The sequence below is a fragment of the Amorphus suaedae genome (assembly GCF_053629675.1).
Genome location: NZ_JBRJIT010000002.1, coordinates 553,456 through 567,156 on the forward strand (window position 1 = coordinate 553,456; position 13,701 = coordinate 567,156).

Annotated in this window: 12 protein-coding genes; 6 read left to right on the forward strand and 6 right to left on the reverse strand. The window is 68.2% G+C overall.

The window, feature by feature from the left end; translation table 11 throughout:
• Nucleotides 1-5 precede the first annotated feature (5 nt).
• Nucleotides 6-1,265 (forward strand): serine hydrolase domain-containing protein, encoded by a 1,260-nt coding sequence (locus tag AB7M35_RS16280; RefSeq protein WP_453961411.1) that lies wholly within the window; start codon nucleotides 6-8, stop codon nucleotides 1,263-1,265.
• 27 nt (nucleotides 1,266-1,292) lie between these two features.
• Here AB7M35_RS16280 and AB7M35_RS16285 read toward each other — a convergent pair whose 3' ends face one another.
• Nucleotides 1,293-2,966 carry a formate--tetrahydrofolate ligase gene (locus AB7M35_RS16285; RefSeq protein ID WP_453961413.1) on the reverse strand — a complete coding sequence of 558 codons (1,674 nt, stop codon included), beginning with the start codon at nucleotides 2,964-2,966 and terminating at the stop codon, nucleotides 1,293-1,295.
• 264 nt (nucleotides 2,967-3,230) lie between these two features.
• On the opposite strand from AB7M35_RS16285, the gene AB7M35_RS16290 reads away from it, so the two are divergent.
• From AB7M35_RS16290 to AB7M35_RS16300, 3 genes are all read left to right on the forward strand, one after another.
• Nucleotides 3,231-4,235 (forward strand): GlxA family transcriptional regulator, encoded by a 1,005-nt coding sequence (locus AB7M35_RS16290; RefSeq protein WP_453961415.1) that lies wholly within the window; start codon nucleotides 3,231-3,233, stop codon nucleotides 4,233-4,235.
• 115 nt (nucleotides 4,236-4,350) lie between these two features.
• Nucleotides 4,351-4,749 (forward strand): hypothetical protein, encoded by a 399-nt coding sequence (locus tag AB7M35_RS16295; RefSeq protein ID WP_453961416.1) that lies wholly within the window; start codon nucleotides 4,351-4,353, stop codon nucleotides 4,747-4,749.
• Nucleotides 4,750-4,795: 46 nt separating this feature from the next.
• Entirely contained in the window at nucleotides 4,796-5,290 is a 495-nt protein-coding gene (locus AB7M35_RS16300) for a GFA family protein (RefSeq protein ID WP_453961417.1), read from the forward strand.
• Nucleotides 5,291-5,355: 65 nt separating this feature from the next.
• Here AB7M35_RS16300 and AB7M35_RS16305 read toward each other — a convergent pair whose 3' ends face one another.
• Nucleotides 5,356-6,030 (reverse strand): NADPH-dependent F420 reductase, encoded by a 675-nt coding sequence (locus AB7M35_RS16305; protein WP_453961418.1) that lies wholly within the window; start codon nucleotides 6,028-6,030, stop codon nucleotides 5,356-5,358.
• A gap of 104 nt (nucleotides 6,031-6,134) precedes the next feature.
• Here AB7M35_RS16305 and AB7M35_RS16310 point away from each other — a divergent pair, with 104 nt between their 5' ends.
• Entirely contained in the window at nucleotides 6,135-7,043 is a 909-nt protein-coding gene (locus AB7M35_RS16310) for a LysR family transcriptional regulator (RefSeq protein WP_453961419.1), read from the forward strand.
• A gap of 77 nt (nucleotides 7,044-7,120) precedes the next feature.
• Here the strand turns inward: AB7M35_RS16310 and AB7M35_RS16315 are convergent, their stop codons facing one another.
• From AB7M35_RS16315 to AB7M35_RS16325, 3 genes are all read right to left on the reverse strand, one after another.
• Nucleotides 7,121-7,927, reverse strand: a complete 807-nt coding sequence (locus AB7M35_RS16315) for a DUF1194 domain-containing protein (RefSeq protein WP_453961420.1) — start codon at nucleotides 7,925-7,927, stop codon at nucleotides 7,121-7,123.
• Between the two features lie 153 nt (nucleotides 7,928-8,080).
• A complete protein-coding gene (locus tag AB7M35_RS16320) occupies nucleotides 8,081-10,591 on the reverse strand; it encodes a GcvT family protein (protein ID WP_453961421.1) in 2,511 nt (836 codons plus the stop codon).
• Nucleotides 10,592-10,880: 289 nt separating this feature from the next.
• Nucleotides 10,881-11,483, reverse strand: a complete 603-nt coding sequence (locus AB7M35_RS16325) for a TetR/AcrR family transcriptional regulator (RefSeq protein WP_453961422.1) — start codon at nucleotides 11,481-11,483, stop codon at nucleotides 10,881-10,883.
• A gap of 116 nt (nucleotides 11,484-11,599) precedes the next feature.
• Here AB7M35_RS16325 and AB7M35_RS16330 point away from each other — a divergent pair, with 116 nt between their 5' ends.
• Nucleotides 11,600-11,995, forward strand: coding sequence for a RidA family protein (locus AB7M35_RS16330; protein ID WP_453961423.1), 396 nt, complete (start codon nucleotides 11,600-11,602; stop codon nucleotides 11,993-11,995).
• A gap of 307 nt (nucleotides 11,996-12,302) precedes the next feature.
• Here the strand turns inward: AB7M35_RS16330 and AB7M35_RS16335 are convergent, their stop codons facing one another.
• Complete coding sequence (locus AB7M35_RS16335) at nucleotides 12,303-13,694, reverse strand: NAD(P)(+) transhydrogenase (Re/Si-specific) subunit beta (protein ID WP_453961424.1); 1,392 nt, start codon at nucleotides 13,692-13,694, stop codon at nucleotides 12,303-12,305.
• Between the last annotated feature and the right edge of the window lie 7 nt (nucleotides 13,695-13,701).

Here is a 13,701-nt window from a genome sequence, read left to right on the forward strand (position 1 = left end):
CCGCCATGCCGGCGAGCCACGGCCGGTCGTCCATGGTTCGGCCCATAGTATCGCGCGACGGGGGGCGCCGTCGCCGTCTCATCAGCGCCGCACGATGTCGCAATGGGTCGTGTGTGACAGCTTTTGACGCCATGTTACCCCCCTGCCCGATTCTCACCGGGCTGGCTCAGCCGACAGGGGGCTTGATGATTTCCAGGAATGCAATTCGTTTGAGCCTGGCGCTGGCGGCCGCGTTCGCCGCGGCCTGCCCGGTCTGGGCACAGGGGGACATGCCGTTGAACGACCAGCTGAACCAGGCCTTCGCGGCCGGCGAACTGGCCGGCCTGCACGCCGTCTATGTGAAGCATCGCGGCGAGACGCTCGCGGAGGCCTATTTCGAAGGATCCGACGAGCGCTGGGGGCAGCCGTTGGGCGATCGGCAGCTCGGTCCCGAAGACCTCCACGATCTGAGGTCGGTGACGAAATCCATCGTCGGCCTGCTCTACGGGATCGCGCTGGCCGAAGGCAAAGTCCCGCCCGTCGACGCGCCGCTGATTGAACAGTTTCCCGAGTATCCCGATCTCGCCGCCGATCCGGAGCGCGCGAAGATTACCGTCGGAGACGCGCTGTCGATGACCATGGGGACGGCGTGGAACGAAGACGTGCCCTATACCAGCCCGGAAAACAGCGAAGTGGCCATGGAGATGGCCGCCGACCGGTACCGGTTCGTGCTCGATCGGCCGATGGTCGCCGCGGCCGGCGAGACCTGGACCTACAATGGCGGTGCGACCGCGCTCATCGGCAAGCTGATCGCCGACGGCGTCGGCGAACCGATCGACACCTACGCCGAAAGCCATCTGTTCCGTCCGCTCGGGATCACCGAGTTCGAGTGGATCGCGGGCGCCGACGGGGTGCCCTCCGCCGCATCCGGACTGCGTCTCAGGCTACGCGATCTCGTGAAGATCGGGGAGCTCGTGCTGGCGGGCGGCCAGGTCGATGGCAAGCAGGTGGTGCCGAAAGCGTGGCTGGAGGCTTCCTTCGCACCCCATGCGACTACGTCGGAAGGGCTCCGCTACGGCTATTTCTGGTGGCTGGCGCCCTGGGGCGATCCGCCGGCCTGGGCCGCGGGTTTCGGCAATGGCGGCCAGCGGCTTACCGTCCAGGCGGATCACGACCTCATCGTCGTCGTGCTGGCCGGCAACTACAACCAGCCCGATGCCTGGAAAATCCCGGTGAAGATCATCGAGGGCTTCGTGGTTCCGGCGGTGCGGGCGCGCGCGAAGTAGAGCGCCGCACCCGCACCTGAACCCGCTCTAGAACAGCCCCTCGATCCAGCCTTCTTCCGACAGGCCGATCTTTTCGGCCGCAGGATGGCGGGGGAGGCCGGGCATGGTCATGATCTCGCCGGTGAGGGCGACGATGAAGCCGGCGCCGGCCGACAGCCGCACCTCGCGGACCGGGATGACAAAGCCGGTCGGCGCGCCGCGGGCGGCGGGGTCGGTGGAGAAGGAATACTGGGTCTTCGCCATGCAGACCGGCAGGTTGCCGTAGCCGGCCACCTCCCAGGCGGCGAGCTGGGTGCGCACGCGGGTATCGGCGACCGCGTCGTCGGCGCGGTAGATGCGCCGGGAGACGGCGCGGATCTTCTCCCACAGCGGCATGTCGTCGGGATAGATCGGCGCGAAGTCGGCGGCGCCGCCCTCGACCGCGGCGACCACGGCGTGGGCCAGCTCCTCGGTGCCCTCCGAGCCCTTCGCCCAGTGCTCGCACAGGACGGCGGGCACGCCCATGGTCCCGCAGAAGGCCTTCACGGCGGCGATTTCCGCCTCGGTGTCCGACAGGAAGCGGTTGAGCGCGACCACCACCGGCACGCCGTAGCCGCGGACGTTCTCCACGTGGCGGGCGAGGTTCGCCGCCCCCCGGGTCACCGCCTCGACGTTTTCCTTCGAAAGCTCGGTCTTGTCGACGCCGCCGTGCATCTTGAGCGCGCGGATGGTGGCGACGACGACGGCGGCGGCCGGCTTCAGCCCGCCCTTGCGGCACTTGATGTCGAAGAACTTCTCGGCGCCGAGATCCGCCCCGAAGCCGGCCTCGGTCACCACGTAGTCGGCGAGCTTGAGGGCGGTCTTGGTGGCGACCATCGAGTTGCAGCCGTGGGCGATGTTGGCGAACGGGCCGCCGTGGACGAAGGCGGGGTTGTTCTCCACCGTCTGCACGAGGTTGGGCGCGAACGCCTGGCGCAGCAGCACCGTCATGGCGCCGTCGGCCTTGAGGTCGCGCGCGGTGACGGTGGTGCCGTCGGTGCGGTAGGCGACGACGATGTCGCCGAGGCGGCGTTCCAGGTCGGCGAGGTTCTCCGCCAGGCAGAAGATCGCCATGATTTCCGAGGCGACGGTGATGTCGAAGCCGGACTCGCGCGTGAAGCCATTGTTGGCGCCGAGGCCGAGGACGATCTGGCGCAGCGCCCGGTCGTTCATGTCCATCGCCCGCTTCCAGACGACGCGGCGCGGGTCGATCTCCAGCGCGTTGCCCCAGTAGAGGTGGTTGTCCACCATGGCGGAAAGCAGGTTGTGGGCGGTGGTGATGGCGTGCAGGTCGCCGGTGAAGTGGAGGTTGATGTCCTCCATCGGCAGCACCTGGGCATAGCCGCCGCCGGCGGCACCCCCCTTCATGCCGAAGCAGGGGCCGAGCGAGGGCTCGCGCAGGCAGATGGCGGTGCGCTTGCCGATCCGGTTCAGGCCGTCGCCGAGCCCGACGGTGGTGGTCGTCTTGCCCTCGCCCGCCGGGGTCGGGCTGATGGCGGTGACCAGCACCAGGTTGCCGTCCGGGCGGTCGGCGAGCGATGCGACGTAGTCCAGCGACACCTTCGCCTTGTCGTGGCCGAACGGCACGAGGCTTTCGTAGGGCACGTCCAGTCGGGAGGCGATCTCCGCGATCGGCTTCAGCGTGGCGGCCCTGGCGATCTCGATGTCGGATTTTGGTGTCATGGGTCCCGGAAAGCGTTCGAAGGCAGGAGGGACTGTCTTTCTAGTCAGTCGGGCTTGGCGACCACAACCCCCGGCCCCTTTCCGGCGGGCGGCGAGGGCCCGCGCGGCCGGCGAATCGGGGCAGCGGCTGCCCGCCGAAAGGGCAGGCGGGGCCTGCATTCTGACATTGCGGGACGGTCGCCGGACAATTAGTCTGGCCGCAATGAGTGCGGTGCTTCGAGGTGCGCTTTCGGGGGCGACGTCGAATGCGGAGCGGCGGCGTAGATGACCAATCAGTCGCGTCAGTCAAAGACGATCGTTTTTCTGCTTCTGCCGAACTTTTCCATGATCGCCTTCGCCACGGCGATCGAGCCCTTGCGCCTCGCCAACCGCCACCTCGGCCGGCCGTTCTACAAGTGGCGGCTCGCCTCCGAGCACGGCGGCACGGAGACGGCCAGCAACGGCTGCACCATGGCGGTGCAGACCTCGCTCGCCGAGGAGCGCCGGTTCACCGGCCCCGACCGGCCGGACATGGTGCTGGTCTGCTCGGGCATCGGCGTGGAGGCGCTCGACACGCGGCAGGTGCGGCCGTGGCTGCGCCAGCTGCACACCGCCGGCATCACCATCGGCGGGCTGTGCACGGCGGCCTGGGTGCTGGCCGATGCGGGCCTGCTCGACGGCAGGCGCTGCGCGATCCACTGGGAAAACCTGCCGGCGTTCTCCGAGCGGTTCCCCGAGGCCAACGTCTTCGCCGACCTGTTCGAGGTGTCCGACAACATCTACACCTGCGCCGGCGGCACCGCGGCGCTCGACATGATGTTTTCCATCATCCACGCCGACCACGGCGAGAACGTCGTCAACCGGATCTGCGAGCAGTGCCTCGCCGACCGCGTGCGCAACCCCCACGACCGCCAGCGCCTGCCGCTCAGGGCGCGGCTCGGCGTCCACAACACCAAGCTCCTGTTCATCATCGAGCTGATGGAGGCGAACATCGACGAGCCGCTGTCGCTCGTCGACATCGCCAACTATGTCGGCCTGTCGCGCCGCCAGATCGAGCGGCTGTTCCGCACCGGGCTCGGCATGTCGCCGGCCCGCTACTACCTGGAAATCCGCCTCGACCGGGCCCGTCACCTGCTTCTGCAGTCGAACATGGCGATCGTCGACGTGGCGATCGCCTGCGGGTTCGTGTCCGCCTCGCACTTCTCCAAGTGCTTCCGCGAGATGTACGGCATGTCGCCGCTGGCCGCCCGGATGGAGCGCGACGCGGCGCAGCTGGCCGCCGCCGAATAGGGCCGCCGACGGCTGCGTCCCGGCGCCGCATGGGACTCGCCTTGCCCGCCCCGATCCCGTTAAGGTGTCGTTAACGTTTGGGGGTCTCGACGGACCGGGAAGGCGGAGGTGTTTCATGGCACGCGGATGGCGTCTTGCGGCAATGGCGACGGCGATCGTCGCGGGTGGGCTGGTTTCCTCGCTGGCCGAGGCGAAGGAATTCTACGTCGAGGACAGCAATCCGACGGCGCAGAAGTGCTACGTGAAGGCCTTCGTGCCGGCCAAGGTGCACGTCAACACCGAGGGCCAGCTGGTGCGGCCGCAGACCCAGCAGTGGGTGGTGTCGACCGTCGGCACGGTGGAGAAGTGGACGCTGGTCACGGAGCCGGCGGTCTACGTGGAGACCCGCGAGGTGGTCGAGGCCGCGCACTACACGCTGCGCCCCGTCGACTGCGCCGCCTACATGGCTCCGCCGAAGCCGGCGCTCTCCTGCTACAAGACCGGCGGCGACCGGATCATCTGCGCGCCGAACTGAGCGGGAGCCCGCCGCAGGGCCAGGACGTTCGAACGGGGGGCTGCGCGTGACACCATCCTTCAAGCCGCTGGTCGGCACCTGCCGCTGCGGGCGGACCGAGTTCGAGGTGAGCGCGCCGCCGCTGATCACGGCGGCCTGCCACTGCCGGGGCTGCCAGCGGATGAGCGCCAGCGCGTTCTCGCTGACGGCGATGGTGTCGAGTGCGTCGTTCCGGGTGCGCGCCGGAGAACCCGTTCCGGGCGGCGTGCAGGGCAACGGGCTCGCCCACTTCTGCTGTCCGCACTGCAAGTCGTGGATGTTCACGCGGATCGACGCGGCGCCGGAGTTCGTCAACGTGCGCCCGGCGATGATCGACGATCCGGCGTGGTGCGACCCGTTCATGGAGACGATGACGTCGGAGAAGCTCTCCTGGGCGCGCACGCCGGCCCGGCACAGCTTCGCGACGTTCCCGACGATGGACGAGCTGCCGGGGCTGATGCAGGCCTTCGCCGATCATCTGAAGACGATCGGGACGGGCGGCGGCGCGGCGGATCCGGCTTAGGCCGGGCCTCCAGCGGAGGCAGCCCCGACCCCGAGCGAGGGTCGGGGCCTGTCGCAGCCGCGCGCTTACGGCCCGACGCGGGGCCGGCGGCGCCAGGAGCCGTGCGGCAGTTCGCGCTCGCGGTCGGCGGCGGCGAGTGCCGCGCGCAGCTCCTCGGCGTTGAAGGGAATGCAGTAGGCCGGCTTGGCGCGCTCGAAGCGCCAGCTTTCGGCGAGCCCGCCGGCGTCCACCACGTCGAAGTCGATCTGGTCGTGCAGGTCGGCGGCGATCGCCTTGGCGTCGGCGTCCTCGCCGGCAATCGGCAGGGCGCGGCGGCCCGAGGTGATCGGCGGCCGGCCTTCCAGCGGCAGGTCGTAGGACAGGATGGCGTTGAACGCCTTGACGATCCGCGCGTCCGGGAAACGGGCCGCGACGATCTGGGAGGTGGTGGTCTCGTGCGCGTCCATCTCGCGGATGGCGCCGTCGCGGGCCGGATAATAGTTCATGGTGTCGAGGACGACCTTGCCGGCGAGCGGGGCCGGCGGGATGACGTCCAGCGCGTTGAAGGGCAGGGCGGCGATGATCAGCTCGCCGAACTGGCAGGCCTCGTCCACCGTGCCGGCCCTGTAGCCGCCGGCCGCCGCGGCCGCGGCAAGGGCTTGCGGGTGACGCGAGCTCGCCATCACGCGGTGTCCGGCGTGGGCGAACAGCCCGGCCAGCGTGCCGCCGATCTCGCCGGCTCCGAGAATGCCGATGTCCATGGGGGAATCCTTTCCGGTGACGTGTGTCTCGGCCGAATTTAATTCCCACCCGTTCGAGATACTATACGGCCATTGCGATGCGGACATGAAACGGAGGGTTTCGAATGGCCGACCGCCTGACCAGCATGGCCGTGTTCGTGAGGACCGCCGAGACGGGCTCGTTCTCGGCCGCCGCGCGGGCGCTCGGCATGTCCGCGCAGATGGCGGGCAAGCACGTCGACGCGCTGGAGACGCAGCTCGGCATGCGGCTCCTGCATCGCTCGACCCGGCGCCACAGCCTGACCGACGCCGGCGGGCTGTACCTCGACGGATGCCGGCGCGTGCTCGCCGAGCACGACGCGGCGACCGCCTCGGTGCTCGCCCAGAGCGACCATCCGCGCGGCACGGTGCGGGTGACGGCGCCCAACGCGTTCGGGGCGTGCCGGCTGATGCCGGAGATCTCGGCCTTCCTCGCCGCCTTTCCGGAGGTGGCGGTCGAGCTGGTGCTCTCCGACCGGAACCTGGACCTGATGGAGGAGGGGATCGACGTCGCCATCCGGATCGGACATCTCCCCGATTCCGACCTGGTGGCGCGGCCGCTCGCCGACTACCGGCTGATCGCCTGCGCCTCGCCCACCTACCTCGCGGCGCGCGGCGTTCCGGCGCATCCGCGCGAGCTTGCGGGGCACCACTGCCTGCACCACGCGAGCGGCGGCCGCGCCGCACCCCGGCCGTGGACGTTCACCGGGCCCGACGGCGTGTTTACCGCCGAGCCGGCCAACCGGCTGAAGGTCAACGACGGGCGGGTGCTGGTGGACGCGGCGATCGCAGGCGGCGGGATCATCCTGGCCGGCGAGCCGACCGTCCACGATCACCTCGCCGCCGGACGGCTGACGCGGGTGCTGACGGACTATCCGGGACCCGTCCGGGCCATGCACCTGGTCTATCCCGGCGGCCGGCCGCTGCCGCCGAAGCTGCGCGTCCTCACCGACTGGATGCTGCGCGCGTTCGGCCCGCCCGCCAGGAGCCGGTGAGCGCCGGCGAACCCGGCGCGAGGGGGGGTCTTCGACCGCTCTCCCGACGGGAAACCGCAAGAGCGCTTTTCCCGGGATTACTCGGCGCCACCCCGCCAGCGCTGCCAGAGCTTCTCGCCGATCAGGCAGTCGATGCGCGGGGCGGCGGTCTGCATCTGGGCCGGGACGACGCGCGGGCGGGCGGCGGCGATCTCCATGATCAGCTTGCGCCGGATGGCGCTGGCGAACTCGTCGGCGTCCTTGACCACCACCATGAACGAGCCGTAGCCGCCGATGACGCAGTCCTCGTAGTAGACGTCGAGATTGTTGATCTGGAAGAACGGGTCGTAGGACGAGCGCCGGATCATGATCGGCAGGCCGTTCACGGTGACGCCCGCCTCGATGAGCTTGTCGCGCTCGTCGGTGACCGGTCCGCCCATGTTGTTGGGGCCGTCGCCGGAGATGTCGATGACGCGGCGGAAGCCCTCGTAGCCGTTGCCGTCGAACAGCGTGCCGGAGAAGGCGAGCGCGCTGGAGATCGAGGTGCGCCGGAGCCTGGCCAGCGGCGCGGCGGCGAGCTTTGCGGCGAATTCCTGGGCGGTGTCGGGCCCGTCGATGACGGTCCACGGCACCTGCACCATCTGCAGGCCGGCGCCGGCCCACTCGACATAGGTGACCGCGATGCGGCCCCAGTCGCCGCGGCCAATGGCGGCGATCACGTCGGGATGCAGGAACGCGCCCATGTAGCCCTGGCGCTGCAGGAGCTGTTCGTCGTGGTCCATCGACCACGACACGTCGACGGCGAGCACCAGCTCGATGTCGACGACGTCGTCGACCTGCGCCGCACCCGCCTGAAGAGGGACCAGCGCCACAAGCGCCGAAACCGCCCGCACCATCCACCGCATCGCGCCAACTCCCTTGTGAACCGTCCCCCTTGCCGTCACGCCGTCCGAAGACGCCCCCTCCGGAAAAAGGTAGGGCGGGCAACCCGCGGTGGCGAGATCAAAGCGTGGGCATCGAAGGGCGCAATGCTGGGCAGACCGGCGCGACGGCGCCGGTCAGGCCCTGAGGCGGAGGTTGTCGGCATCGAACGGCGATTCCGGCACGACGGTCGCCATGTGGCGCTTGCCGAGGATCGAGATCTCGATCTCGGTGCCGATCCCGGCGTAGTCGGGCCGGACCATGCCGAGCGCCAGGCTCTTGTCGGTGCGCCAGCCGAAGCCGCCCGAGGTGGCGCGGCCGATCAGCTTGCCGCCCACATAGAGCGGTTCGTTGCCGCGCGCGTCGGCGTCGGAGACGTCGTGGACGTCGAGGGTGGCGAACGCCCAGTCGAAGCCGGCCTGCTGCTTCTCCACCAGCGCCTCGCGGCCGATGAAGCTCGCCTTGTTGAGGTGGACGAAGCGGTCGAGGCCGGATTCCAGCGCCGCGTACTCGATGGAGAGCTCGCGGGGAATGAGCCGGTAGGATTTCTCGATCCGGAGCGCGTCCATGGCGCGGATGCCGAACGGCTTCAGGCCATGCGGGGCGCCGGCCTCCATCAAGAGGTCGAAGATGGTGTTCTGCATCTCGATCGGGTGATGCAGCTCCCAGCCGAGCTCGCCGACGAAGTTGACCCGGAGCGCCTTCGCGGTGGCGTGGCCGACGTTGATGGTCTGGCCCGTCAGCCACGGGAAGGCTGCGGTGGAGAGGTCGGCGTCGGTGAGGCTTTCCAGGATGGCGCGCGACTGCGGGCCGGCCAGCACCAGCACGCCGTACTGGGTGGTGACCTTCTGCAGCATCACCGAACCGTCGGTGGGCAGCAGCTTCTGCAGGGTGTCGAAGTCGTGCCGCTCGTAGGCGCCGGCCGAGACGAGATAGAAGCGCTGCGGTCCCTCGCGGTAGATGGTGAACTCAGAGCGCACGCCGCCGGATTTGGTCAGCAGGTGGGCAAGCCCGATGCGGCCGATCTTCTTGGGGATGCGGTTGGCGACGAGATGGTCGAGCCAGCCCTCGGCGCCCGGACCCCAGACCTCGAACTTGGCGAAGGCCGACATGTCGAGCAGGCCCGCCTGCTCGTGGACGTGGCGCGCCTCGCGGCCGACCTGGTCGAAATAGTTGGAGCGGCGGAACGACCACAGCTCCTTCACCTTGCCATCGGGGCCGACGGGCGGGTGGTTGTGGTTGAGGAGCACGTCGGGCTTGTCCAGCGCGCTCTCCTCGATCCCGAAGCCCTCGGGCGCGAACCAGTTCGGCCGCTCCCAGCCGTAGACCGAGCCGAACACCGCGCCGAGCGCCTTCATGCGGTCGTAGCAGGGAGCGCGCTTCAGCGGCCGGCCGCCCGGACGCTCCTCGTCGGGATAGTGGACGGTGAAGACGTTGGCGTAGGTCTCCTCGTTCTTCTCCCGCAGATAGCCGCGCGTGGCGTAGGGGCCGAAGCGGCGGGGGTCGACGCCCATCATGTCGATGGAGGGCTCGCCCTCGACGATCCACTCGGCGAGCTGCCAGCCGGCGCCGCCGGCGGCCGTCACGCCAAACGAGTGGCCCTCGTTCAGCCAGAAGTTCTTCAGGTCCCAGGCCGGACCGACGATGGGCGAGCCGTCCGGGGTGTAGGCGATGGCGCCGTTGTAGACCTTCTTGATGCCGACCTCGCCGAACGCCGGCACCCGGGCGATGGCCGTCTCGATGTAGGGCATCAGCCGGTCGAGGTCCTCCTGGAAGAGCTCGTATTCCGAGCCGTCGGAGGGGGCGTCGACGTAGCAGCAGGGCGCGCCGATCTCGTACGGGCCGAGCAGCAGGCCGCCGGCCTCCTCGCGCATGTACCAGGAGGAGTCCGCCTCGCGCAGCACGCCCATCTCCGGCAGGCCCTGGGCCTTGCGCGCCTTGATGGCCGGGTGCGCCTCGGTGACGATGTACTGGTGCTCGACGGGGATGACGGGGATGTCGAGGCCGACCATGGCGCCGGTCTTGCGGGCGAAGTTGCCGGTGGCCGAGATCACGTGCTCGGCGGTGATGTCGCCCTTGTCGGTCTTCACCAGCCACTCGCCCGACGGAAGCTGCTCGATGGCGAGCACGGTGGTGTAGCGGTTGATCTCGGCGCCCCGGGCGCGCGCTCCCTTGGCGAACGCCTGGGTCAGGTCGGCCGGCTGCACGTAGCCGTCGTCGGGGTGCTGGATGGCGCCGAGCAGCCCGTCGGTCTCGCAGAGCGGCCAGATCTCCTTCACCTGCTCGGGGGTGAGGATGTTGACCTTGACGCCGATGGTCTCGGCGATGCCGGCGTAATACTGGAACTCCTCCCAGCGGTCGCGGGTGCGGGCGAGCCGGATGTTGGAGACCTTGCGCAGGCCGACGTCCTGGCCGGTCTCCTCCTGCAGGCGCTCGTAGAAGGCGACCGAGTATTTGTGGATCTGGCCGACCGAGTAGGAGACGTTGAACAGCGGCAGCAGGCCGGCGGCGTGCCAGGTCGAGCCGGAGGTGAGCTCCTTGCGCTCGATCAGGACGACGTCGTCCCAGCCCTTGGCGGCGAGGTGGTAGAGCGTCGAGACGCCGACCACGCCGCCCCCGATGACGACCGCGCGCGCATGGGTTCTCATCTCGACCGTCTCCCCTGAGAGCGGATCCCGCCGGATCTTCGCGATCCGTGGCTGTCCATGGTCGAGTATGCGCCGCCGCAAGGCCGGCCGATTTCGCAGATGCGACAGCGGAGGTGTCGTGCGGCGACACGGAGGCGGCGTTCCGGCAAGGAAAGAATACGATGTTGGACGGCGTTGCGCTTGGCTGCCGCGATGCCGGAGTTCTTCACACAGCGCGGACCGCAACGCGGGCAACGCTGTACTGGGCGGACATTGTCGCACCCCATTCATCGCACGCGGTCATGCAGGCTCACCCTACATGGGCGTCGATCAGGAACCCTGACGCGAGCTGCTCGAAGGCCGCGACGGCATCCTTCAAGACTTGATCGGGCGCGTCGCTTGCGGCAACCCATAGCGCTGCATTGAGAGCGGCCCCATTCAAAAGGCGCGCGGCGGCTTCGATTGCGACCGGCTTGATCGCCCCCTGATCCGCCAAGCTCTTGAGGCTGCGCATCGTGGCGGCGAGGCACTTGTTCTGGCTGGGCCATTGTGAAGGATCGCCCAGCACTGCGGGGCCGTCCAAGAGAACGATACGTCGGATCTCCGGATCCATTGCCGCTTCGATATAGGCCGTGCCCTCGGCAAGAAGCTTTTCCCAGTCACTGCCGCCCCGGCGCTCAGCATGCGCCATCGCGGCCGCCGCCATTTCTCCATCGACCTGTTCGACGACAGCCGCGAGGAGCCCGCGCTTGTCGCCGAAGTTGTGATAGAGCGCGCCGCGGGTCAGCCCGACGTCGGCGGTCAGGTCATCCATCGACGTTCCCGCATAGCCTTTTTCGGCAAAGGCCTTCCGCGCCGATGCGATCAGCTTGGCACGGGTCTCCTCCATCATCTGAGCTCTCTTGGCGGCCATCGTCCCTCCACGATCGCTATACATCACGAGCATTGACATACGCTTCGTATGCGAATATTTCACATACGAAGCGTATACGAAACCGCCTGTTGAGGCGATACCCGGAAGACATACCAATGCTTCGTAACGAACCCGTCTTTCCCGCCGACCGCCACGCGCTCTATGAACAGCATGGCTATTCCGCCGCAATTCGCTCCGGCGACCTGCTGTTCGTCTCGGGTCAGGTCGGCAGCCGCCCGGATGGATCGCCGGAACCGAACTTCGCCAAACAGGTGCAGCTGGCTTTCGACAATCTGCTGGCCGTACTCAAGGCGGCAGGATGTGGTCCGGAAGACATCGTTGATGTCACAACCTTCAACACGGATCCCGAAGCGCAGTTCGGCACCGTGATGGAAGTGAAAAACCGGGTCTTTCCCCAGCCCCCTTTTCCGAACTGGACGGCCATTGGCGTCACATGGCTTGCGGGGTTCGACTTCGAGATCAAGGTTATCGCCCGCTGCCCCGCGCGGTAGAACACGGAAGTCCGGCGTGCCCCAGCCGCCCGGAGCATTTCGGTTCAGAACGAACCGCTCTGAACCAGAAAGAAGAGCTCAGAGGATTTGAAGCTGGAGCCATTTCCAACCGATCCAGGGATTTCACCTGATCGGGAAAGGGTCGAGGCGGCGGCATGCCGACCACCCCCAAATGCCGAACGCCTTGGAAGGTCTCGACGTCGATGCCTTCACATAAGAAAGGCCCCGGGAAGCGGACTTCCCGGGGCCTCGTTGTCTGAAGAGCGGAGCGTTGCGGAAAACCGGTACCCGGCTTTCCTGGGTTTGCTCAGAGCGACTTGACGATCTCCTCGACCATCTTCTTGGCGTCGCCGAACAGCATCATCGTGTTGTCCTTGTAGAACAGCGAGTTGTCGATGCCGGCGTAGCCGGAGCCGAGCGAGCGCTTGATGAACAGGCAGGTGCCCGCCTTGTCCACGTCAAGGATCGGCATGCCGTAGATCGGCGAGGACGGATCATCGCGCGCCGCCGGGTTGGTCACGTCGTTGGCGCCGATGACGAAGGCGACGTCGGCCTGCTGGAACTCCGAGTTGATGTCCTCCAGCTCGAAGACGTCGTCGTAGGGCACCTGGGCCTCGGCGAGGAGCACGTTCATGTGCCCGGGCATGCGGCCGGCGACCGGGTGGATGGCGAACTTCACCTCCACGCCTTCTTCCTTGAGCACGTCGGTCATCTCGCGGAGCGCGTGCTGGGCCTGGGCCACCGCCATGCCGTAGCCCGGCACGATGATGACCTTGGAGGCGTTCTTCATGATGAAGGCCGCGTCCTCGGCCGAGCCCTGCTTCACGGTGCGGTCGCCGAGGTCGTCGGCCGGGCCGGCGCTCTCGCCGCCGAAGCCGCCCAGGATGACCGAGATGAACGAGCGGTTCATCGCCTTGCACATGATGTAGGACAGGATCGCGCCCGACGAGCCGACGAGGGCGCCGGTGATGATCAGCGCCGTGTTGCCGAGCGTGAAGCCGATGCCGGCCGCCGCCCACCCCGAGTAGGAGTTGAGCATCGACACGACCACCGGCATGTCGGCGCCGCCGATCGGGATGATGATCAGCCCGCCCAGCACCAGTGCGACGATGGTGATCACCCAGAACAGCCAGTGTGCCTCGGTGGTCACGAACAGGATGATCAGGATGACGAGCGCGGCGGCGAGGCCGGCGTTCACCAGATGCCGCGCCGGCAGCATGATCGGCTTGCCCGACATGCGGCCGTCGAGCTTCAGGAAGGCGATCACCGAGCCGGTGAAGGTGATGGCGCCGATGGCGACACCGATGGACATTTCCACGAGGCTGGCGCCGTGGATGTCGCCCGGAATGCCGATGCCGAAGGCCTCAGGCGCATAGAGCGCGCCGGCGGCGACGAACACCGCCGCCAGGCCCACCAGCGAATGGAAGGCGGCGACAAGCTGCGGCATCGCCGTCATGGCGATCTTCTTGGCGGTGAAGGCGCCGATGCCGCCGCCGATGGCGATGGCGAGGATGATCCAGAACCAGCCACTGGCCGAGGGGGCCGCCACGGCGAGCGTGGTCAGCACGGCGATGCCCATGCCGGCCATGCCGTAGTGGTTGCCGCGGCGCGCGGTCTCCGGATGGGAGAGGCCGCGCAGCGCCAGGATGAACAGGATCCCCGAGATCAGGTAGAGAACGGCTGCAATATTTGCGTTCATGTGTCCG